Source organism: Nonlabens sp. Hel1_33_55, assembly GCF_900101765.1.
GTDB lineage: Bacteria > Bacteroidota > Bacteroidia > Flavobacteriales > Flavobacteriaceae > Nonlabens.
Genome location: NZ_LT627735.1, coordinates 2,387,630 through 2,409,460, shown reverse-complemented (window position 1 = coordinate 2,409,460; position 21,831 = coordinate 2,387,630). Strand labels below are relative to the sequence as shown.

Here is a 21,831-nt window from a genome sequence, read left to right as displayed (position 1 = left end):
AAAGCCCGATCAACAGATCGGGCTTTCAAATATTATTTTAATTTCATTTACAGATCAAATCCAATCTCGACTCCTAACTTGGTCGCGATGAGTTTTGTAATGCGTGATTTAATCTCTGGAATTTTGACGCTTTCCAATACTGAGTTGGCAAATGCAAACATCAATAGGGCTCTAGCTTCTTTTTTACCTATTCCACGGGACTGCATGTAGAACAAGGCCTGCTCGTCCAGTTGGCCTATCGTACAACCGTGCGAACAACGCACATCATCAGCAAAAATCTCAAGCTGAGGTTTTGCATTGATGGTTGATTTGTCACTTACCAGAATGTTGTTGTTCTGCTGGAAGGCATTGATCTTTTGAGCAATCTTGTCTACTAATACTTTTCCATTAAATACTCCAACGGCGCGATCGTCAAAAATCTGCTTGTATTCCTGATAACTTTCACAGTTAGGAGCTGTATGGTGAACTAAGGTAGAATGATCCACATGTTGCTTGTTGCCTATAATGGTTACACCATTAAGTAACGAGTTACAGTGTTCGCCACGCTGGAAAAAGTTCAAGTTGTTACGAGTCAATGCACCGCCAAAAGAGAACGTGTGCAATCGCACTTCACTATTGGTTTGTTGTTGAACATTAGTATGATCAATCAACGATGCAGATTGCTTGTCGTTCTGGATCTTGTAATAATCAACTAATGCACGCTTATCAGCAAAGATCTCGGTAACGCTGTTAGTCAACACGGTATTTTCCGTTAGACTTTGATGACGCTCTATGATTTGAACCTGTGAATTCTCGTCAACCACAACGAGATTGCGCGGCTGTACCATCATGGCAGCTTCACTACCAGTTGAGAAGTAAACGATCTCTATAGGTTTGTTGACGGCAATATTCTTTGGAATATGGATGTAGGCGCCTTCTCTAGCAAAAGCTGTATTGAGAGACGTCAGACTGTCCTTTCCAGCAAGCTTGTTGTAATAGGCTTCAATTACCGCAGCATATTTTGGGTTATTCAACACACTGGACATCAAACAAACGTCAAACTTGTCGTGCGTTGTTTGAGAAAGATGTGAGCTGTAAACTCCATCAATAAAGATCACGCGATACGCATCGATTTGATGAATCAAATACTTCTTGATATCTGCATAATCCAGCGAGGCTTCCTTATTGGGGAACAAGCTGTAATCCTTATTGAAAAGTGCTTTGAGGGAAGTGTATTTATAAGCTTCATCCTTGCGCAATGGCAATCCTTTTTCTTCAAAATCTGTCAATGCCTTGCTGCGCAGTTCATGCACATAACTATCGGTATCGACCTCGTTTTCAAGAGCGAGAAAGGATGATAATATGTTGTCTTTAAAACTCATTTTAATTTTGTTTTGAAGTTTGAAGGTTAGCACGCTTTCGCGAAAGCGAAAAAACTACAGACGGATTTCACATCCATCCGGCTTCAATACTACGCTTCAACCTCTTCTTTAATCCAGTCGTAACCGCGCTCCTCCAATTGATGAGCCAACTCCTTACCGCCAGATTTAACGATGCGACCGTTGAATAAAACGTGTACATAATCTGGAACTATGTGATCCAACAAACGCTGATAGTGAGTAATCACGATGGTAGCGTTATCCTTGCTACGCAATTTGTTCACGCCATTTGCTACGATGCGCAAAGCATCGATATCAAGACCAGAATCAGTCTCATCAAGAATGGCAAGTTTAGGTTCTAGCATCGCCATCTGGAAGATCTCGTTACGCTTCTTCTCACCACCAGAAAAACCTTCATTCAAGGATCTAGACAAAAATTTGCGGTCGATTTCTAATAATTCAGATTTCTCACGTATCATTTTAAGCATGTCCTTTGCAGGCATTTCATCCTTACCTTGAGCCTTGCGAGTCTCATTGATGGCTGTTTTCATGAAGTTAGTCACGCTAACACCAGGAATCTCTACCGGATATTGAAAGGATAGAAATACACCTCTATGTGCTCTTTCTTCTGGATCAAGCTCTGTAATATCTTCATCGTTCATGGAGATCTCGCCTTCACTCATTTCATATTCCTCACGACCAGCGATGACGTTTGCCAATGTGGATTTTCCTGAACCGTTAGGTCCCATGATCGCGTGAACTTCTCCAGCTTTTACCTCTAGATTGATTCCTCTTAATATTTCCTTGCCGTCAATAGTGGCGTGCAGGTTTTTTACTTTCAACATATCTGTTAGTTATCTTCTTGTTCTTGCGCCGGTGCTGAAATCACACTAGATGATCCAGACTTGCGCACTTCTATAATTTTATCAATTACGATCATCTGGTCCCAACCTTCGCCTGTTTCAGCTTTGACTGGATTGGGAACTAATTCTCCCGTGACCGTTACTTGCACCATATCGTATGGTGTTCTTTGAAATTCTTTTGCTTTTTCAGCTAGTTCTGTGAGTTTATCGTCAATCTTGACGGCATAAATATCATTACTGGTGGATAGAACCGCTGCATCTGCCAGGTAAATGAACTCACCTTTAAATTGAGGTTCATCGTTAGACATCTCTGTTCCATCTGGAGCATCACTTTTTTCAGTATCGCTCTTACAGCCGGTCAATAAACATAAAAATAGTATGGAAAGAAAAAAAGCTTTCATTACTTCATTGGTGTTTTAGCGACTGTACTTTTGAAATCCTCTAGGTCGTGTTGGATAATGACTGTGGCATTTTTCGCTTTCGCGAAAGCTTCAAATTCTTCAATACTCGTCTTACTCTCTGGAATATCATAATTGAACTGTGGTACCACTGCGTCCTCGCGGTTTTGCTCAAAGTGATAGGTATCTCCAGATAGTAGTGTTGGACCTGATTCCTTTAAGCTTAAGTATAAAGCCTGGTGTCCAGCAGTATGTCCAGGGAAGGATTTGATAACGACGCTACCATCGCTAAAAATGTCATAATCACCATTCAAAATCTGTGAATTACTCAACTTGCTGAAAGAATCTGGGGCATAAAATGCATTGCCTTTTATAGCGTCGCTATTGATGAAATCCATTTCAGTATCTTGAACCAACCATTTTGCATTTGCGAAGTTATTCGCGCCACCGGTGTGGTCAAAATGTACATGAGAGAATGCGATCATATCTATATCTGCTGGAGTCAAGCCAACACTTGCCAATTGATCTACAATTTTCTCGCTACGTGAAATAGTGAAAGCATCACCTTCTGGTGTGACATCACCTTGACCTACGAGACCTTCTGGAAGACCAGTGTCCCACAACAATGTGCCTTCTGGATGCTGAATCACATAAAATGGAGCCGCTAGTTGTATAGACTCACCTTCATAGCGATCGCCTTCAGAAAACATGACTTTTTGTTTTGCGAGAACACTACCACCATCAAAGATGTGAAGTTTCACTTCTGGAAGTGCCGCAAGACTGTCCTGCATAGCAGCCTGTGCTTCAGTTTCTGACATTGCATCATTGTTGTCTTGCTCAAGATTTTTGCAAGAAGTCAGAATTAGGACTGTCGCTAGTAGGTATATTAAGTTTTTCATGATTTTCGATTTTTGGTTAATAAAATAATATGTTGGGATTATCCTACAGATCCTTCAAGGCTTATTTCCAGTAGCTTTTGAGCTTCTACCGCAAATTCCATAGGTAGCTTGTTCAGGACTTCTTTTGAAAATCCATTCACAATCAATGCAATCGCTTTTTCTGTATCGATACCGCGCTGGTTGCAATAGAAAATCTGGTCTTCACCAATTTTACTGGTGGTTGCCTCGTGTTCTACTTTGGCGCTGTTATTCTTCGTCTCTATGTATGGGAACGTATGCGCTCCACACTCGTTACCCATCAACAAACTATCACACTGTGAAAAGTTACGGGCATTGCTTGCTCTTGAGTTGATTTGTACCAGGCCGCGGTAGGAATTCTGGGATTTTCCCGCACTGATTCCTTTAGAAATAATGGTGGACTTGGTGTTTTTACCAATATGCGTCATTTTGGTTCCTGTATCAGCTTGTTGGAAGTTGTTGGTTACGGCGATTGAGTAAAATTCACCAACACTATTATCACCTTTTAAGATACAACTAGGGTATTTCCAAGTGATGGCACTACCAGTCTCTACTTGCGTCCAGGATACTTTTGCGTTTTTCTCGCAAATCGCACGTTTAGTCACAAAATTATAAACACCACCTTTTCCTTCTTTGTTACCTGGATACCAGTTTTGTACGGTAGAATATTTTATCTCTGCATCATCAAGTGCGATCAATTCCACACAAGCAGCGTGCAACTGGTTCTCGTCACGTGATGGTGCGGTACAACCTTCCAGATAAGAAACATAACTTCCTTCATCTGCAACTACCAGTGTTCTCTCGAACTGACCGGTTCCAGCCTGGTTGATACGGAAGTAGGTGCTTAATTCCATAGGGCAACGTACACCTCTAGGAATGTAACAGAATGATCCATCAGAGAATACCGCAGCATTCAATGTGGCATAGTAATTATCCTTTTGTGGGATTACAGTTCCCAAATATTTCTTCACCAATTCTGGGTGTTCTTGAATTGCTTCAGAAATAGAGCAAAAGATGATGCCTTTTTCGGCTAGGGTTTTCTTGAAAGTTGTGGCAACAGATACAGAATCCATCACGATATCTACGGCAACTCCAGCAAGCTTCTTTTGCTCATCGATGGAGATACCTAATTTTTTAAAAGTCTCCAGTAATTCTGGATCTACCTCGTCAAGGCTATCGTATTTAGGTTTGTTGCTAGGTGCAGAATAATATGAAATCGCCTGTAGGTCTGGCTTCTCGTAATTCACATTTGCCCAGTCGGGCTCATGCTGGCTCACAAAATGGCGGTATGCTTCCAGTCTCCATTCTGTCATCCATTGGGGCTCGTTTTTCTTTGCGCTGATCATGCGCACCACATCTTCACTCAGGCCTATTGGAATCGTATCAGACTCAATATCTGTATAGAATCCGTACTTGTATTCTTTTGTCTCGAGTTCCTTTTCTAATTCTTCTTCAGTATATTTTGCCATGGTATTTTCTTAATTTGAAGCTCAAAACCGAAATCTTGAACCATTCTGCTATACTTAAATTACCTGATAGCCTAAGGTGTTGTTACGCTTTCGCGAAAGCGAACTAATTTCAATAATCGTTACAAAGAGAAACTCTCGCCGCAACCGCACGTGCGTTGTGCATTAGGGTTATTGAAAACAAATCCCTTGCCGTTCAAACCACCACTGAATTCCAGTGTGGTTCCCACCAAATAAAGGAAGCTGCGCTTATCTACAACGATGCGCACCTGATTGTCTTCAAAGACCTTGTCTGTATCCACGGTCGCTTTATCAAAAGTAAGATCATAAGATAAACCGCTGCAACCGCCGCTTTTGACGCCTACTCTAACAAAATCTTTATCAATAGAATAACCTTCCTCACTCATGAGCGAGGTAAGCTTGTTTTTTGCAGTTTCAGAAACATTAATCATAGTTCTGTGTGATTAAATAAATGTGTACAAAGATACAATACAAGCAGCGGCAAACGCTAGGATGTAATGTTAATCTCATATGGTAGTATGTGCAAAGTCTATGCCTATAAAGGATAGTTGGGTATGATTAGTGGGTGACTGTTCATAATCGTAATTTTGTAGCATGATTGAAGATAAAAATCCACTAAGAACACCGATTGAGCAACTGGGCGAATTCGGTTTGATAGAACATATAACGCAAGGTTTTGCTATCCAAAACAAAGGAACCATCAAGGCCATAGGCGATGATGCTGCCGTGATCAAGCACGATCACCATACGATTGTGACAACTGACATGCTGGTTGAGGGAATTCATTTTGATTTGAGTTATGTGCCTCTCAAGCATTTGGGATACAAATCAATCATGGTCAATCTGTCAGATGTGTATGCGATGAATGCCATTGCGACACAAGTCACCGTTTCCATAGCCATTTCCAACCGGTTTCCCGTAGAGGCTGTAGAAGAATTGTATGAAGGAATAGCGATGGCCTGTAAGAATTATGGGGTTGATCTTATAGGTGGTGATACGACCGCGAGTACTAGCGGCTTGATCATTTCAGTCACTGCGCTGGGCGAGCAGGAAAAAGAAAAGGTCGTTTATAGATCTGGAGCTAGCGATGGAGACTTGCTGGTGGTTTCTGGTGATGTAGGTGCGGCTTATATGGGATTGCAGATTCTGGAACGAGAAAAAGCGGTTTTCAAGGCAAACCCAAACAGTCAACCAGATATTGAAGCATATAGCTATTTGATAGAACGCCAGTTAAAGCCAGAAGCTAGAAAAGACATCCCTAAATTATTGGAAGAATTAGAAGTCATGCCAACCAGTATGATCGATGTATCTGATGGATTAAGTTCTGAAGTGATTCACTTATGTAAGCAGTCTGGAGTTGGGATGAAGTTGTATGAGGAAAAGATCCCGCTGGATCCTACGGTAATTAGTTCTTGTGAAGAATTTGATCTAGATAGTACCACAGTAGCTTTGAGCGGTGGTGAAGACTATGAATTGCTATTTACTGTAAAGCAGGAAGATTTCCCTAAAATCAAAGCAAACCCGAATTTGTCAATAATTGGTCATGTGTTGCCGCAAAGTGATGGTATACATTTAGTTACTCGCGGAGGTCAGCAGGTTGCCATAAAGGCAATGGGCTGGAATAGTTTTGATAATTAAGCGGCTTTTGCTTTTGAAATGGCAACTCGCGGACGTTGTTGTTGCTTCTTGCGGGCAAGTTGTCCCAGCGATCTGTTGATACGTGTATAAAGATCATTTAGGGGAACCGTTTCACCATAAATATTGTTGGTAACTTGCTTGTTGCACTTTTTGCAGCACATTTCATTCACGCGATCGTTGACGACGTGGGATATTTCCATTTGGTGCCCGGTGATTGAGCAAGCCAGGCGTTTTAAGGGGTTTCGCATGCTATAAAATTTTGTTCTATACGCTATTCAGTATGAAAAGGATTGTTAAATTTATAAAAAGTTATTCACAAATCAACGATTAACGTAAAACTTTTTAGATAAAGTGCAGTTCAACGATTTTATTTGGATGGGTGATCAAACTCATGTGACCAGAATCAAGCTCGGCAAATTCTACATTTAAAAGTTCAATTTCTTCTTCAATTACTTCCTTAGAGATGACTTCATCGCGAGAACCGTAAATGTATTGAATAGGAAATCCTGCATTTTTAAGCGCGTTCAATTGCGACGCTCGATCCCGCATAGCTTTGATGGCGTTGCTTATCCCAGATGTTGACATATGCATTGCCTGAGATTTCATTAGCTCGATTTCAGTAGTAAAATGTTCTCTTTCAACAGATGTAAAAAGGTTGGTTATAGCCATGCTAGTAAAGGCCTTGGGATATTTCTCAACTAACTTCAAAGCTCTGTTACGTTGCTTTTGCCTGTCTGTAGCATCTGCGGTCGCACAACTATTGATTAGAGTAAGTGAAAGAAGTTTGTCTGAGTACGCTTTCGCGAAAGCGCAACCCACATAACCGCCCATACTGTGACCTACAAAGTGAACTGCCTTGATGCCGCATTGCATTAAAACCATATTGATATCAGTAGCCAAATCCTCGATCGAGTAAGAAGTCTCGCACTCATTGGCACCATGATTAGGAAGCTCTAAAAGCAAGATCTGAAAGGACTTTTTGTAGTGATCAATTATAGGATCCCATTGAGCAGCGCTTCCCAAAAACCCATGAAGAAAAAGGATGGTTGGTGCGTTTTTAGGCAGTAATTGGTAAGAAAGTAGATTCTTGGGATCCATGCTGCAAAGATATGTGGGTTTATTCTGAAGCTTGTGGCTCTTCAATCATAATCCGTAGCTTTGATTTTAAAGAACATTTTTTGAGCATACCATCACAAGCCTTTGAACAGTACACCGTAGCATTTTACAATCTGGAGAATCTATTTGATTACCAAAATGACAAACATATTCTCGATGATGATTTTACCGCATTGGGTAGAAACGAATGGAACGAAACTCGATATTTTAAAAAACTGCAAAAGATTAGTGACGCTATTAGCCAGATAGGTGCAGACTTTACAGGCAAGCTACCTGCAGTTTTGGGCGTTGCTGAGGTGGAAAACAAAAAGGTTCTTAATGATCTTGTCAATCAACCCAAACTTAAAAATCATGACTACAAATACGTCCACTTCAACAGTCCTGATGAGCGTGGTATTGATGTAGCCTTACTTTATCGCGCTGATGTGTTCGAACTTCTCGAGTCAAAGCCGTTATCGCTACTTATCCATAATGATCAAGGCGTGCGCGATACTACACGGGATATTCTTTATGTAAAAGGTAAACTCGCCGGTACTATGCTGCATATCTATGTCAATCACTGGCCATCTAGGCGTGATGGATCTGGAACCACAGAATATAAGAGAGCTCTTGCGGCTCAAACGTTATTGAAACATATTGAGCAAATTGATGTAGATGGCAACCGTACCAAACGACTTGAAAAGGACAATACTTTTATCATGATCATGGGCGATTTTAACGATGATCCTGAAAATGACAGTATCAAAAAGGGAATTTTGCCCTATGGCTTTGATAACATCACGGCACCGTTGAAGAACTTCCATCGTGGTTCATTGAATCACCGTTTTAAATGGAATCTTTTTGATCAGATTATGGTAAGTGAGAATTTGTACAATGATATTCCGGGAGATCTGTATGTGCACAAAGCGGATATTTTTGACGATATCATGTTACGACAGTGGAAAGGGAAATACCGTGGTCAACCTGCCAGAACCTTTGCCGGTGGAAGATATGCTGGTGGTTACAGCGACCATTTTCCGGTGTATGCCGTATTAAGGCGCAATCAATTATATTAAAAAAACCACTGCCTTTTGAAGCAGTGGTTTTTGTGTTTAGTTACGCTTTCGCGAAAGCGTTATTTATCTCATCCTAGTTGCTTGTAATAGTTACATCATCCAATTGGTAACCACCATTAGTTGCGCCACCGGTACCGCCACCATCAGCTTCACTACCTGTAAATTTAAAAGCAATGGATCCCGTACCGTCTACACATTCTAGTGAGACATTACCTGAGGATACAAAGTTTCTAAAAAATTCACTATTAGGAACAACTCTCGCGTCTGCTAATGGGCTCCAGGTTGCAGTTTCAACACCAGCTGGCGTACCATCCCAATCGTTAGAGAAAAGAACCTCAAGAGTAGAAGCATCTGCAAAATCATTTGAGGTAAAGAAGTTCAATACCTCTCCATCTTGAGCATCAAAATTAATTTGTGGAGTAATCAACCACGCTATGGAAGTATCATCACCGCTATTAAAGTTCGTGGCTCTAGTTGCTGGGCTATTTCTATCACCATCAAAGTAGGTTTTCCATCTTACGGTTCCTTCTTCAACATAATTGGTCCAACCTGCCGGCATGGTAGCTGTGTTGTTGATTCCAGAATTAAAGTCTTGATTAAGTATGCTATTCGCTCCTGGTCCATTTACGGTCCCACAAGAAACTACGTCAAACTCACATCTTACATTTGGATCAAAGTTGAAATTCTCTGGACTATTAGTATTCAAAACGAAGAAATCATCTGCAAAGTCTCTAGAGACAATCGCATCAATAGAACCGCTACCATTAGGAACTCTCAAAGTTTTAAAATCAGCAAAAGTTGAGGTTTGGAAAACGACCGGAGCTGCAAAGAAGTCATCACAAGTTTGTATAAGTCTGTCACCGTCAAAAGTATCGCCTTGCTCTGAAGCAAATGTCTTTCCTAATTCTGAATCCAGAAATTGAACATTGCTCACTCTTACCCATTGATTTTCTTGCGAGTCATTAATTTCAGAAAGTAAAATTTGTTTAGGTACAATCGCTACAGTTTCTTCATCACGTAGTATATACTCATCAACTCTTGAAGCCTGAATTCTATCTAGATCCTCGCCTATACCTAACGTGTAAACACCATTGGATTCTCCTAAAGTTAGTCCGTCCAACTTCACATAAACTCTTCTACCAAATTCAAATCTTGTAAAAAGCGGAGTCACATCTATTTGTACGTTTACTCCAACTGTAGGACTTTCTGGAGCATTTTGTATAACAAGTTCCTTGAAGAAGTTTCCTCCTTCATCGCTGGAGATTACATATCCTTCCACAAAACCTGCGTTCTCATCAAATGTAATAGGCTCAGGATCGTTACCACCAAATGTGGATTCGTATTGATTAACTATCGCTTGAAGATTGATGGTTCCCGCTGGTGCATCAATAACTACCTGACTGGTGTCTGGTACTGCAAAATCATCGTCTTCCACACAGGAAAAAGTGAAGGTAACTACTGCTAGCAAAGCAAAGAGGTTGTTTAAATTTTTCATTTCTCTGTTATTTATAAATTTCATTATAGCTATTTTTTAGAATCTTAGGTAAACGTTGAGGTAATAGGTCGTTCCATTACCAAAGAAGTATCGAGGCGCAAATACCTCTGTTGGGTTGTTGCTATCGTCTCTCACAGAACGGAAGTTGGAGTTACGAGATTGCTCAAAACCACCGGTTTTGTACTCTACATCAAATACATTATTAATGGTTGCAAAGAAGCCTACATACTTATTGTCAATTCTCCACGACTTTCCACCTATCACATTGACTAAGGCATAATCTTCAAATTGCTCTTGTTGCAATAACTGTTTTGCAAGATCTTCATCATAGTCTGTTAATGGCTGGCCATCAAAATCAAGGGCAAAATTGTCTGACCTACGTAGGTTACTTATGTCTGAATAAGCATTTGCAAAATAGTTTGCAGTAACACCTATGTTCCAATACTCTGGATCACGGTATTCAAAACCTATTTGCATCGCTGTTTCTGGTCCGCCAGCCACGTGGTAGTTTTTCAGTTTGGTTGTTCCGTCACCAAAGGTGAGCTGACGTCCAGGAAAGTCATCACTGGTGAGATATAGATTAGGGTTGTTGGTATATACGTTTTGACCAACCGCTGCCGCAGCTTTCAAATTGATGGTAGGTGTTACTTGATATTCAACACCCATTTCAACACCTACATTACGACGATCTACATTTGTCAATACTTCTTGGACAAATGCGGCACCATCATCACTAGGTAATCCTGTAAGATCTTCGGTAAAATAGAAGCCTAGATCGTTTTCATCTTCGAACTTCAAGTAATAACCCGTCAAACGGAATTTCACTATAGGTGAGCGATAGATATATCCTGCATCAAGACTATAGCTTTTGCTAGATTCAATACCATCGACGATTTCGTTATTCTGTCTGGCATTAGAAAAGGTGTTTCTTATATAAGGAGCTTTAGTTAAATAGGCTGCATTGAAGTTCAATAGGTTTAACCCATTAATTTTATAAGTTGCTCCACCTTTCACACCAAAATCTGTGAAATCTACTTTCTCACTTTTACCAAAAGATAGATTTCCTAAATAATTACCGTTTTCATATTTACCATCACGCTGATATTCAGTTCTGGTAACACTACCAGCCATATAGAAATCTACCTTGTTGGTCTTAAACTGGGTTTGTGCAAAGGCACCCGCTACATCAGCATCGATAACATAATTATATTTATAACGATCACCTTCTGTTGCAATGCGATTTGGATTTCTAACGTCAGATTGCGCTGCTAGATCCTGAGTAATTTGAGTCGTCTCTTCTGCAAAGAAATCTACATCTAAATAACCAGTACCGCCTAGTAGATCCTGAACCTCTGCGTAGTTGTCGCTTTTCAGATTACGATAATTTAATCCAGCTGTCAACAATATATTGTCAGCAAGATCTGCAGTAAGAATGGAACTTGCTTGTATTTGATTGTCATCTATGCGATCATTTTGAATAATGTAGATAGAATTCCCTCCAGCGTTGCGTACAATTCTATTGGCATCATATAATTGTGGCCAGTCTAGTTGTCCATCATTGATGAATTCCTGCTCTGCTAAAAATGCAGATGCTAGATTTTGAGGGTCAGTGCCGTTTCTCAAGAAGAAACTTGGAAGATTCTGGTAGTAATCAGGGTTAGGGTTTGTAGCACCACCAATATAGGCACTTTGTCCATCTAGGATAGCTAACCTTGTCCCACCATTATCAATTCTTGTATTACCAATCTTCCCGAATTGATACGAAACATTTGTCTGTAGCTCCACTTTAGGAGAAATATTCCAATAGTGGTTTAACATCAGGATAGGCTCATCAATCTCACGTATACGAGAATTGCGCTGTGTGTTATCCTGTATTCCCCAGAAAGGATTATACTCAATACCTTTAAGATCTTTAATCTCATCAGTAATAGCAGTTCTACGACCACGTCTATTTGATGCGTATATTCCTGTGAAATTTAAAGAGTGATTCTCGTTCAATTTCTTTTCTACGTTGATGCTCAAAGAATTGGCATCATATAAGGTTCCATCCACAAAGCCTTCTTCACCAGATCGTCTGGAAGCTGTAATGGCATATGCCCAACCGCTACTCAACAAACCACTTTTGTAAGTTCCCATGAAACGGGCGCGGTAACTTCTGTTTGCAGATGCATAAGATATCTGGGAACCAGCACGTTGCTGGGAAGCTCTCATATTAATACTTTGAACTCCACCATAACCACCAAAGGTGTCATCTGCGGGTGCAAGACCCATCGTAAAGGTCTGGTTGCGCTGCAGGTCATTGATGCCGCCCCAATTGGACCATTGTGGTCTACCTGAGAATTGCTTGTTCATTTCAAGACCGTTGATCAAGATCTTACCGTCTTCACTATTAAGACCTCTAGGTCTAAAAAATGTCGCGCTAAAATCAAATGCAGCAGCTCTCAAAAACTGATCTCTGGTCGCCTGTAACAATCCAGAAACATTATTTGCAGCATTATCATCGTCTGCAAGATCGTTTTCTGTTAAGGAAACAATCCCTTGAGCTTGTTCCTGCTGTATATTATCCACCTTAAGATAGAGAGGATCAAGGTTCACTGTAGAGCCGGTAACGATAACCACCGGTATGTTCCTTGTAAGGTATTCATTGGACTCGATGATGAGCATTTGATCTCCTTCTTCAAGGTCTTGTTCAAAAATAAAATATCCCTGTGCATCAGTAGTTGCTTGAAGGCTTGAACCTCTTATGATTATAATCGCACCAGGAATGGGTTCTTCTGTAGTCTCGTCAATGACACGACCTTTAAGGAGCTCCTGCGCCATTCCTAAAGCGGAAATAAGCATGATTAGAGCCAGTAAAAGCCTAGAGTAAAATTGATTCATTCGTTGTTAATATTATTATAACGTTATCTATGGTCGGGCAAAACTACAGAATTATATTGGCTAACGTACCTTTGGCTTGGCGTTTGCTAAAAATTTTACATAAACATAAACTTAGAAGAACTTTTACCATGTATAAATATTTGATTTTCAGTGTTTTGTTTTATTTCGCTTTCGCGAAAGCGGGAACAGCACAAACCGCAGAAGCAAAACAATATAAGGTTCAGACCGTAGCATTTTACAACCTGGAAAACCTCTATGATACCGAAGATGACACGACCATTAATGACGAGGCAAGTCCTATGATGGAAATGGATCCAGGCATACGAGAAGAGATATATCAAAAGAAGTTGGCTAACATGGCGAGAGTAATTCGCAAGATAGGAGCAGAAAAATCACAGTCCGCGCCAACTATCTTAGGTGTTTGCGAGATAGAAAACCGTAAAGTGCTTGAAGATCTTGTCAATCATCCATTACTTCTTGAATATGATTATGGAATTGAGCATTTCAACTCACCAGATCGTCGCGGTATTGATACAGGCTTTTTATATAAGAAAAGAGAATTTAAAGTTTTAAATAGTACTCACAAGGAACTACTGATTTATGATCCAGTTGATGGTGATCGCATCTATACAAGAGACCCCATTGTTGTAACTGGTGAATTGAATGGTGATAAAATGACTTTTATTGTGAATCACTGGCCATCGAGAAGTGGTGGTGAGCAAAAGAGCCGTAGCAAGCGTAATGCTGCAGCCGCACTAAACAAAACAATCATTGATAGTCTTCACAGCATTGATTCAATGTCTAAAATATTTGTCATGGGTGATTTAAATGATGATCCTACTAATGAAAGTGTCAAGGATATTCTCAACGCCCAAAAGGATAGAGAAGATGTAAGTTCACAGATGATCTACAATCCATACATGCAAATGCATAAGGATGGTTACAGCACTTTATTTTATAGAGATGCAGGTAATGTATTTGACCAGATTATGTTTACTTACCCTATGCTGACTGAAGCCAATCAAACCGGCTACCAGTACTGGCAATCTCATATTTACAATCCAAGTTTTATGAGTAATAAAACTGGCCAATACAAAGGATATCCTTACAGAAGCTTTCTAGGCAGTACTTTCACAGGTGGTTACAGCGATCACTTCCCAGTGTACGTTTACCTTGTAAAAGAGATTACAGAGCAAGACAACGTAAATGAAGCAATAGAAGAAGCAAAGGAAACCGTTAATGAGCTCAAAACTGATAATTAAAGTATTCTAAGAATTATAAGAATGCGCTCAACGAGCGCATTTTTGGTTTAAAAGTGGTAGAAGGCATCTTCTAAATGCTCGATGTTAGTTCCAGCCTTATTTTTTATGATGGCCACAATATCAAAACGAACTTCTACATCATTTTCTCCTAGTTCCTCCACAAAATGGTGGGCTGTTTCAACGAGTCTTTTGATTTGTAAGGGCTTTAAAAAGTCTTGAGGATCTCCAAAGTCTGGAGTAGATCTAGTCTTTACCTCAACAATGACAATAACATCTTTCATTCTAGCAATGATATCAATCTCGCCTTTTAAGTAGGTGTAATTTCTGGTAAGTATTTGATACCCTTTTTTCAGTAGATGCGCGGCGGCAAGATCTTCACCTGTGGAACCTAAATCATTATGTTCTGCCATTTGAAACGATTATTGTGAGATAAAGATTTTATCTGTTTCAATGATAACATTAGTTTGTTTACCTAGAACAAAACTATAGTTATCAACCACATGACCTGCTGGGAAATTATAAATGACAGGATAGTCATAGTCAGTAGTGTGTTCATTAATGATTTCTTCAACGGTCTTGCCAAACGGAGTTTCATGATCCCTGATATCTGTAAAACCTCCAATAATCAAGCCTTTTAAATGGGCTAGTTTTCCTGCACGTTTCAAAACGGTCATCATGCGGTCTATGTGATAGCGTAATTCATCCAGATCTTCCAAGAATAGAAAGTGCCCATCGACATTTGGAAAAGTTGGAGATCCCAACATACTCACCAGTACAGAAAGGTTACCACCTACAACGGGTGCATTAATGGTTTCAGATTTTAAATTTTGGTGATTTGGAATTACAAACTCCTGCCGACTTCCTTCTACCGCTTTTTTCCAACTGATTTTCACTTCATCAGCTTTCTCTTCCAGTTCTCTAGGCATGAACGTATGCAAGCTTCGTAAACCATGTTGCTGCCATAATCCATGTAAATGTGTGACATCAGAATAGCCTATTAATAGCTTATTGCTACCCTTCAAGACATCCATATCAATACTATCTACAATCTTTACTGTGCCATAGCCACCACGAGCGATCCAGATTGCATTTACAGAATCATCTTTTAGCGCGTCCATAAAATCCTCGAGGCGTTCTTTATTGGAACCACCATATTGATGGTGCTGTTTTCCAATAGTATTTCCTAGACTTACTTGGTAGCCTAAGGATTCCACCCATTGCGTAGCAAGGTTCAAATCTTTTGCTTCAACAGATCTTGCGGTACATAAAATGCGAATGTGGTCACCTTTCTTAAGTAATGGATACGATTGATATTCTTTCATGAGATAGATTGCCCTTAAAAAACAGCAAATTTTATTAGACCAGCAGTCTTTAGATTAAAAATACTAGAAAATAATTGGTACTATAGAAGAATGGAAGTTATGAAGTAAATCAAAACCTTATATGATTCTATCGCAAATGCTATCAATCGTTTGATAGCTGCTCTCTTAAATAGGATTAATAGAGCTACTGAGTAGTAGTGGCTGTCTTAGGAATCTCAATCTGAATCCTGTTTATAAAGAGTTTCAAATCTTGGGATTCTTTGGAGGACAAATCAAAACTATTATAACTGTAATATTCTGATGGGATCACGTCAGATGTAGGTCTGACCGTATAGGTGATTTTCTTGTCAGCGATTTGGCCACTATCGATTTTGACCTTTCCGGGTAGGTCATATCCCAAACCATAAAATGAGATAGGAGCGTTATTTGCTTTCTGTAAGACCTCGATAGGGTCGCCCACTTTGCCATAGGGTGTTGTCCATTGTCCAGACTTGTTCCAATATAATTCTTGTGGTAGGGAATCATTATATATGACGGTTAATTCATCCAGTGTACCAGGATACAGTGTCATTACGGTTCTTACACCACCGTATTCATCGACAAATTTGGTTTCTTCAGTAATATTTGCGTCGCTGTACTCATCTTCCCAATTTTGATTGGTAGCAATTTGCTCCACAAGAGATGGAGCATCCCATGGGTCAATAGGTTCTTTATCTTTTTGACAGGAAGCTATGGCAATAGCAACAAATAGGAGCAATATCTTTTTCATGAAATCATTTTACCAGCTACAAATATAGCGGTGCATTTTAAAATTTATATATCATACGATCTACATAAAGCTGAAGGTTTTCAACATTAGGGCTGGCAGAATCATAGATAGTACTGCCTAGAAACTCAGTCACAGCATCTTGCGGGATATCGTCATAGTTGGGAGACAATGAAATGGAATATCGATCCTTATCGATAGCACCGTTTTCAAACAACACATAGCCACTATTGTCCCATTCAAAACCCGCAAATTTCACGTTGGTACCATTGATTTCATTCAGCTTTTCAAGTGAAGTGCCTATTTGGATGCCATTTTCAAGGCGCCATCTGCCGCGATTGGACACATAAATTTTATAGGCTGCACCATCCTCAAAAGATATCAATAGCTCGTCAGACGTTCCTTCTCCCAGGAAAAGAACTTTACGCGTTACCGTTCCTTCCTCAAAATTCATACTGGCCTCATTCATATCAAGATCATGATACGTGTTTTTGTAGGATCCATTACGTATTTCAGTGCCGAGATTCTCGAGAGTCCAGTAAGCTGCTTCTTGAGCATTCTCAGCAGCGGGAATGCTAGTTTCCAATATTTGCGGCTCTTTATCTTTGCAACTTATTGCAATCAAGATCACGGTAAGAAGAAGGATGAAGTTTTTCATGAGGAATGCTAAGGAACTCGCTTTCGCGAAAGCTAATTCATTACATTCATTACTGCTCCCAACAGAACATTAAAGCTGCCACAGATATTGTAAATTTGTGGCCTTTTAGAGATTTCATGAGCGATCAACAACGATATACGATTACAGCGGCATTGCCGTATACAAATGGACCTGTGCACATAGGTCACCTGGCTGGAGTTTACGTCCCAGCAGATATCTATGCGCGTTACCAGCGGTTGAAAGGCAACGATGTAGCCTTTATTTGCGGTAGTGATGAGCATGGTGTGCCCATTACTTTAAAGGCCAAAAAAGAAGGTGTATCGCCACAAGAAATTGTGGATCGCTACCATAAAATTATTGGTGATTCTTTTGAAGAATTTGGAATTTCGTTTGACAATTACAGCCGTACCAGTGCGCCTATTCACCACGAAACTGCAAGTGCCTTTTTCATCAAATTATATGACGACGGCAAGTTTATAGAACAAGTTACAGAGCAGCTGTATGATGCAGAAGCCAACCAATTTCTAGCCGACCGTTTTGTGGTAGGAACTTGTCCTAAATGCGGCAACCCAGAATCATACGGCGATCAATGCGAGCGCTGCGGTACGTCCCACAACGCTACTGATTTAATAGAGCCAAAAAGCGCCATCACCGGCAATGTTCCAGAATTGCGCGAGACCAAACACTGGTTCCTGCCGCTGGATCAATACAGCGACTGGTTGAATGAATGGATAGTAGAAGGCCATGCTGCCGACTGGAAAACTAACGTGTTGGGCCAAGTAAAAGGTTGGGTGACTGACGGTCTCAAACCTCGCGCAGTAACGCGCGATCTGGATTGGGGAATTCCTGTTCCCGTTGAAGGAGCCGATGGTAAAGTGCTTTACGTTTGGTTCGACGCACCCATCGGTTATATATCGTCCACTAAGGAATGGGCAGATCGAGAAGGCAAGAATTGGGAGGATTACTGGAAGAAGGACGACACTAAACTGCTTCATTTTATAGGCAAGGACAACATCGTTTTTCATTGCATCATTTTCCCTGCGATGTTGAAGGCGCATGGCGAGTTCATTTTGCCGGACAATGTTCCAGCAAACGAATTCTTGAATCTAGAAGACGATAAAATTTCGACCTCGCGCAATTGGGCGGTTTGGTTGCATGAATACCTCGAGGATTTCCCGGGACAACAAGATGTGTTGCGCTATGTATTAACGGCAAACTCACCGGAAACTAAGGACAACAATTTCACTTGGAAAGATTTCCAGGCGCGCAACAACAATGAGTTGGTGGCCATCCTTGGTAATTTCATCAATCGGGCGCTGGTATTGACCCATAAATATTACGATGGAGTAGTGCCAGAACCTGGCGCATTTACCGCCATTGATCAAGAAACACTGGATGCGGTCAATGCTTTTCCAGCCAGTATAGAAAGTAGTTTGGAGAGATATCGCTTTCGCGAAAGCGCCAACGAGTTCATGAACCTTGCACGATTAGGAAACAAATACCTAGCCGATGAAGAGCCTTGGAAAATCATCAAAACCGATCCAGAACGTGTAAAAACGATCATGTTCGTCGGCTTGCAAATTGCTGCAGCTCTTGCCGTTCTTGCAGAACCGTTCTTGCCTCATACGGCTAAGAAATTACAAAACATGCTTAACATCGCTTCAAATCCTGCTGCCAGATTGCGTGCAGATCTGGTCAAGATCGAATGGAATGATATTGCTGAAAAACAAGAGCTGTTGCACCACGGCTACAAAATCAATCCAGCCGAATTGCTCTTCTCTAAAATCGAAGACGAACAAATAGAAGCGCAGCTCGCCAAACTAGAAGCTACCAAAGCTGCCAACAAATCCACAACACCTAATCTTATGCCACAGAAAGAAGAAACCAACTACGACGATTTCATGAAAATGGACCTACGCGTCGCAGAAATCCTCACTGCAGAAAAATTGCCCAAGTCCAACAAATTGATGGTAATGACAGTCGATACAGGTATTGATAAGCGTACTATCGTTTCAGGAATCGCAAAACACTACACGGCTGAAGAATTGGTAGGCAGAAAAGTAACCGTCCTAGCAAACCTTGCACCTAGAAAGTTGATGGGCGTAGAATCTCAAGGAATGATCCTACTTGCCGAGGATCCCGACGGAAAACTAGTTTTTGTCAATCCAGATGATACGATTGTGAATGGTGCAACGATAGCGTAACATAATAAAAATCAAAAGGTGCGGAATTAATTCCGCACCTTTTGATTTTTCAGTAGAATTATTCTAAAACCTACTCTTCCTCGCTACTGTTTTTTGCAGCTTCTCCTTTTTCCATGGAATTTGGCTGTAGGTTGTCGTCTTTAGCGATTCCTTTTGCGTGAGGTATTGGGTGTTTTCCTTTAGTTTCTTCGAAGTTTGGCGTTTTCATAGTTTTCTTTTTAAATTAATTCATCGCTTTAAAGCGATTTCCTACAAGTTAAGCAATGTATGACTCGCAACAACTGTTGCTAACAATACTTTACCATCAGTAAACTCAATTCCTCGTCATCTTTTCTTTGAAAAGAGGTATCACTGCACTTAAGTGAGCGCCTATTTTATTTACTGGTTTGAAGTTGTCGTTGGTCAAAATCACTTGAGGTCTTAAGGTTAATGAAAAACCATTTCCACCTATTCCAAAAATAGGAACATACCTCAAAGACCAAGAATCAAAATCGGTATAGGTGACAAGTTCGTTACCCAAGACTAGAATCTGATAATAGATCAAGCCAGTAACTTTTGGGCCTAGGATAAAGGATTCTGTATTAAGACCTATTTCTGTACTGATGCCGTATTGAAATCCGCTACCGTGGCGACCGCCATACCTTAATTTATGGATACCTACATCTAGAAGATGGAAGTTACGATCGTTGGGTCCTTCAAAATTCAGCTGATAACCAGCCTGAATATTAATTGAATCGTAGTAACTATCGTCTGTTTGAGATTCTTGTGGAAAGGCCAAAAATGAGATGAATAGAAATAAGGCAAAGTAGCACTTCTTAGTGAGGCACATGTTTTAAATATCTCTTGGTAATGTCACCTTTTCCTTTTGCCAAATAGCTAAGTAAAGTAAAATTCCAATTACTGGCGCAAGAACTACTACTAGAATATAGATCAATTTATTGTCATCTTTTCGAAATGTGCTGCGAGCAATGTCTATAATGCAGTAGACCCATAAGCCCATTAAAAAAAGACCTAAAAACACAAATAAGCTAGCAGGAAAAAATCCGTCCATGAAGAAACTTTTTTAAATATAGGTTTTTTAGATAAAATTGTGAATTGCTATTCCGGCATCGCCACATAACTATCATCATTTTTCATCATGGGAAAGGTCTTGTCTTTCCAGGCTTGTTTTGCAGCTTCAATCTTGTCTTTGGAATGGCTTACAAAATTCCAATAGATGTGGCGCTCTTCAGGGAACGGCTCACCGCCAAATATCAAAATATGGCTTCCAGCCTTGATGGTGATATTGCAAATATCTTCCGTTTTACTGACTAGCATATTTCCTGCTTCAATCAAGTCGCCACAAGCCGTCACGTTACCGGTAACAATGGTGATTCCTATCTCGCCTTTTAGATTGCCAGCTACGTTTAGATGATAATCGCTTTCAGTTTTTATATCAATCATAAAAAGTTCAGAATGAACCGGAACTGGCGATTCCTTACCATAGCCTTTTCCAGCGACCAGCTTGAAGGTAGCTCCTGCATCTTCCCATACAGGCAACGCATCTGCATCGATGTGGTGAAATTCTGGCTCACAATCTTCAAGGTCTTTGGGCAACGCCACCCAAATCTGGTAACCGTGCATGGTAAATTCGGCTGCGGAATCTCGCAGGTGTTGAGGTGTACGCTCTGTGTGCGTGACGCCTTTACCACCAACCATCCAGTTGACAGATCCTGGTTTGATAATTTGGTTCGTGCCTATACCGTCCTGATGTGTGATTTCACCTTCCATCAAATAAGTCAAGGTCGATAACCCAATATGCGGATGCTGATCAATATCCATATATTGGTCAGGTCCCAAAGCTTCTGGACCCATGTGATCTATAAAAATAAACGGACCAACCATGCGCTTCTTACGAAATGGTATCAATCGACCTACGAGAAAGTCACCTATATCGCGACTGCGTTCTTCTATAATTAAACCAGTATTGGACATCTTTAAAATAGTAAAATAGATAAAACGTGAAATGCCTTAATAGGCGTATCACATATATTGAAAGATAGAAATTTTAGCAGAATCTAAAAAAGCGACTTGTCCAGTTTCCCACGTTTATGTCTCTTACCCACAATCAGGTACACTGGTATTCCAATAATTGGTAGGATAAGAAGGAGCAGGAAATAAGTCAACTTTTCTTTTCCTGTATCAAATTTACCCTGTACGATATCATAGATACAGTAAAACCATAAGGCAACAAGCAGTGGCGCGAGATAATAAATAGGAGAAGAATACATAATTTATTCGGTTGCTGTAAAATTACACCACGGCTCATATCTACAGCAGCAATTAACGTTTGCCACAACATTTAACCTGCTAGATTCCTTTCACTTATGGAATGTCTCTATTTCGCTTTCGCGAAAGCGAAACATTCCTCAA

General features: G+C 40.4%; 23 protein-coding genes. 4 read left to right on the top strand and 19 right to left on the bottom strand.

All coding sequences use genetic code 11. From position 1 onward, the window contains the following. Positions 1–47: 47 nt before the first annotated feature. The 6 genes from sufD to BLO34_RS10760 form a co-directional block, all read right to left on the bottom strand. Positions 48–1,361 (bottom strand): Fe-S cluster assembly protein SufD, encoded by a 1,314-nt coding sequence (sufD, locus tag BLO34_RS10785; RefSeq protein WP_090756618.1) that lies wholly within the window; start codon positions 1,359–1,361, stop codon positions 48–50. Positions 1,362–1,450: 89 nt separating this feature from the next. Then, on the bottom strand, positions 1,451–2,203 hold the full coding sequence (gene sufC, locus BLO34_RS10780; protein ID WP_090755233.1) for a Fe-S cluster assembly ATPase SufC: 753 nt from the start codon (positions 2,201–2,203) through the stop codon (positions 1,451–1,453). Positions 2,204–2,208: 5 nt separating this feature from the next. Continuing rightward, on the bottom strand, positions 2,209–2,622 hold the full coding sequence (locus BLO34_RS10775) for a hypothetical protein (RefSeq protein ID WP_090755232.1): 414 nt from the start codon (positions 2,620–2,622) through the stop codon (positions 2,209–2,211). After that, on the bottom strand, positions 2,622–3,518 hold the full coding sequence (locus BLO34_RS10770) for an N-acyl homoserine lactonase family protein (protein WP_090755230.1): 897 nt from the start codon (positions 3,516–3,518) through the stop codon (positions 2,622–2,624). Before BLO34_RS10770 ends, BLO34_RS10775 begins: the two co-directional genes overlap by 1 nt. Positions 3,519–3,556: 38 nt before the next feature. Then, complete coding sequence (gene sufB, locus BLO34_RS10765; protein ID WP_090755228.1) at positions 3,557–5,005, bottom strand: Fe-S cluster assembly protein SufB; 1,449 nt, start codon at positions 5,003–5,005, stop codon at positions 3,557–3,559. 119 nt (positions 5,006–5,124) lie between these two features. Beyond that, entirely contained in the window at positions 5,125–5,454 is a 330-nt protein-coding gene (locus BLO34_RS10760; RefSeq protein WP_090755226.1) for a HesB/IscA family protein, read from the bottom strand. A gap of 163 nt (positions 5,455–5,617) precedes the next feature. Here BLO34_RS10760 and thiL point away from each other — a divergent pair, with 163 nt between their 5' ends. Next, positions 5,618–6,661: a thiamine-phosphate kinase gene (gene thiL / locus BLO34_RS10755; protein ID WP_090755224.1), complete on the top strand. Its 1,044-nt coding sequence runs from the start codon at positions 5,618–5,620 to the stop codon at positions 6,659–6,661. On the opposite strand, the gene BLO34_RS10750 is transcribed toward thiL, so the two are convergent. Continuing rightward, a complete protein-coding gene (locus tag BLO34_RS10750; protein WP_157686768.1) occupies positions 6,658–6,861 on the bottom strand; it encodes a hypothetical protein in 204 nt (67 codons plus the stop codon). The genes thiL and BLO34_RS10750 overlap by 4 nt on opposite strands. A gap of 142 nt (positions 6,862–7,003) precedes the next feature. Beyond that, entirely contained in the window at positions 7,004–7,759 is a 756-nt protein-coding gene (locus BLO34_RS10745; protein WP_090755220.1) for an alpha/beta fold hydrolase, read from the bottom strand. A gap of 80 nt (positions 7,760–7,839) precedes the next feature. Here BLO34_RS10745 and BLO34_RS10740 point away from each other — a divergent pair, with 80 nt between their 5' ends. Continuing rightward, positions 7,840–8,832: an endonuclease/exonuclease/phosphatase gene (locus BLO34_RS10740; RefSeq protein ID WP_090756616.1), complete on the top strand. Its 993-nt coding sequence runs from the start codon at positions 7,840–7,842 to the stop codon at positions 8,830–8,832. A 73-nt stretch (positions 8,833–8,905) separates the two neighbouring features. Here BLO34_RS10740 and BLO34_RS10735 read toward each other — a convergent pair whose 3' ends face one another. Further along, a complete protein-coding gene (locus BLO34_RS10735; RefSeq protein ID WP_231959473.1) occupies positions 8,906–10,327 on the bottom strand; it encodes a DUF5689 domain-containing protein in 1,422 nt (473 codons plus the stop codon). Between the two features lie 36 nt (positions 10,328–10,363). Next, the gene (locus BLO34_RS10730; protein WP_090755216.1) at positions 10,364–13,207 is read right to left on the bottom strand and encodes a TonB-dependent receptor; all 2,844 of its coding nucleotides are present in this window, start codon (positions 13,205–13,207) and stop codon (positions 10,364–10,366) included. Positions 13,208–13,335: 128 nt separating this feature from the next. Between BLO34_RS10730 and BLO34_RS10725 the strand changes: the two genes are divergently transcribed. Then, positions 13,336–14,469, top strand: coding sequence for an endonuclease/exonuclease/phosphatase family protein (locus BLO34_RS10725; RefSeq protein WP_197672886.1), 1,134 nt, complete (start codon positions 13,336–13,338; stop codon positions 14,467–14,469). Between the two features lie 47 nt (positions 14,470–14,516). Here BLO34_RS10725 and BLO34_RS10720 read toward each other — a convergent pair whose 3' ends face one another. The 4 genes from BLO34_RS10720 to BLO34_RS10705 form a co-directional block, all read right to left on the bottom strand. Continuing rightward, positions 14,517–14,879, bottom strand: a complete 363-nt coding sequence (locus BLO34_RS10720) for a YraN family protein (RefSeq protein ID WP_090755214.1) — start codon at positions 14,877–14,879, stop codon at positions 14,517–14,519. Between the two features lie 9 nt (positions 14,880–14,888). Next, on the bottom strand, positions 14,889–15,791 hold the full coding sequence (locus BLO34_RS10715) for an LD-carboxypeptidase (protein WP_090755213.1): 903 nt from the start codon (positions 15,789–15,791) through the stop codon (positions 14,889–14,891). 184 nt (positions 15,792–15,975) lie between these two features. After that, on the bottom strand, positions 15,976–16,560 hold the full coding sequence (locus tag BLO34_RS10710) for a hypothetical protein (RefSeq protein ID WP_090755211.1): 585 nt from the start codon (positions 16,558–16,560) through the stop codon (positions 15,976–15,978). Between the two features lie 37 nt (positions 16,561–16,597). Then, positions 16,598–17,215, bottom strand: a complete 618-nt coding sequence (locus tag BLO34_RS10705) for a hypothetical protein (RefSeq protein WP_090755209.1) — start codon at positions 17,213–17,215, stop codon at positions 16,598–16,600. Between the two features lie 116 nt (positions 17,216–17,331). Here BLO34_RS10705 and metG point away from each other — a divergent pair, with 116 nt between their 5' ends. Next, positions 17,332–19,419: a methionine--tRNA ligase gene (gene metG / locus BLO34_RS10700; protein WP_090755207.1), complete on the top strand. Its 2,088-nt coding sequence runs from the start codon at positions 17,332–17,334 to the stop codon at positions 19,417–19,419. Between the two features lie 70 nt (positions 19,420–19,489). Here metG and BLO34_RS14675 read toward each other — a convergent pair whose 3' ends face one another. From BLO34_RS14675 to BLO34_RS10680, 5 genes are all read right to left on the bottom strand, one after another. Further along, a complete protein-coding gene (locus BLO34_RS14675; RefSeq protein WP_172823970.1) occupies positions 19,490–19,627 on the bottom strand; it encodes a hypothetical protein in 138 nt (45 codons plus the stop codon). Between the two features lie 105 nt (positions 19,628–19,732). After that, positions 19,733–20,197, bottom strand: coding sequence for a hypothetical protein (locus BLO34_RS10695; protein ID WP_231959471.1), 465 nt, complete (start codon positions 20,195–20,197; stop codon positions 19,733–19,735). 54 nt (positions 20,198–20,251) lie between these two features. Continuing rightward, positions 20,252–20,470: a PLDc N-terminal domain-containing protein gene (locus tag BLO34_RS10690; RefSeq protein WP_090755203.1), complete on the bottom strand. Its 219-nt coding sequence runs from the start codon at positions 20,468–20,470 to the stop codon at positions 20,252–20,254. Between the two features lie 47 nt (positions 20,471–20,517). Beyond that, positions 20,518–21,393: a pirin family protein gene (locus tag BLO34_RS10685; protein WP_090755201.1), complete on the bottom strand. Its 876-nt coding sequence runs from the start codon at positions 21,391–21,393 to the stop codon at positions 20,518–20,520. A gap of 83 nt (positions 21,394–21,476) precedes the next feature. Next, on the bottom strand, positions 21,477–21,689 hold the full coding sequence (locus tag BLO34_RS10680; RefSeq protein WP_090755199.1) for a PLDc N-terminal domain-containing protein: 213 nt from the start codon (positions 21,687–21,689) through the stop codon (positions 21,477–21,479). Positions 21,690–21,831: the final 142 nt, after the last annotated feature.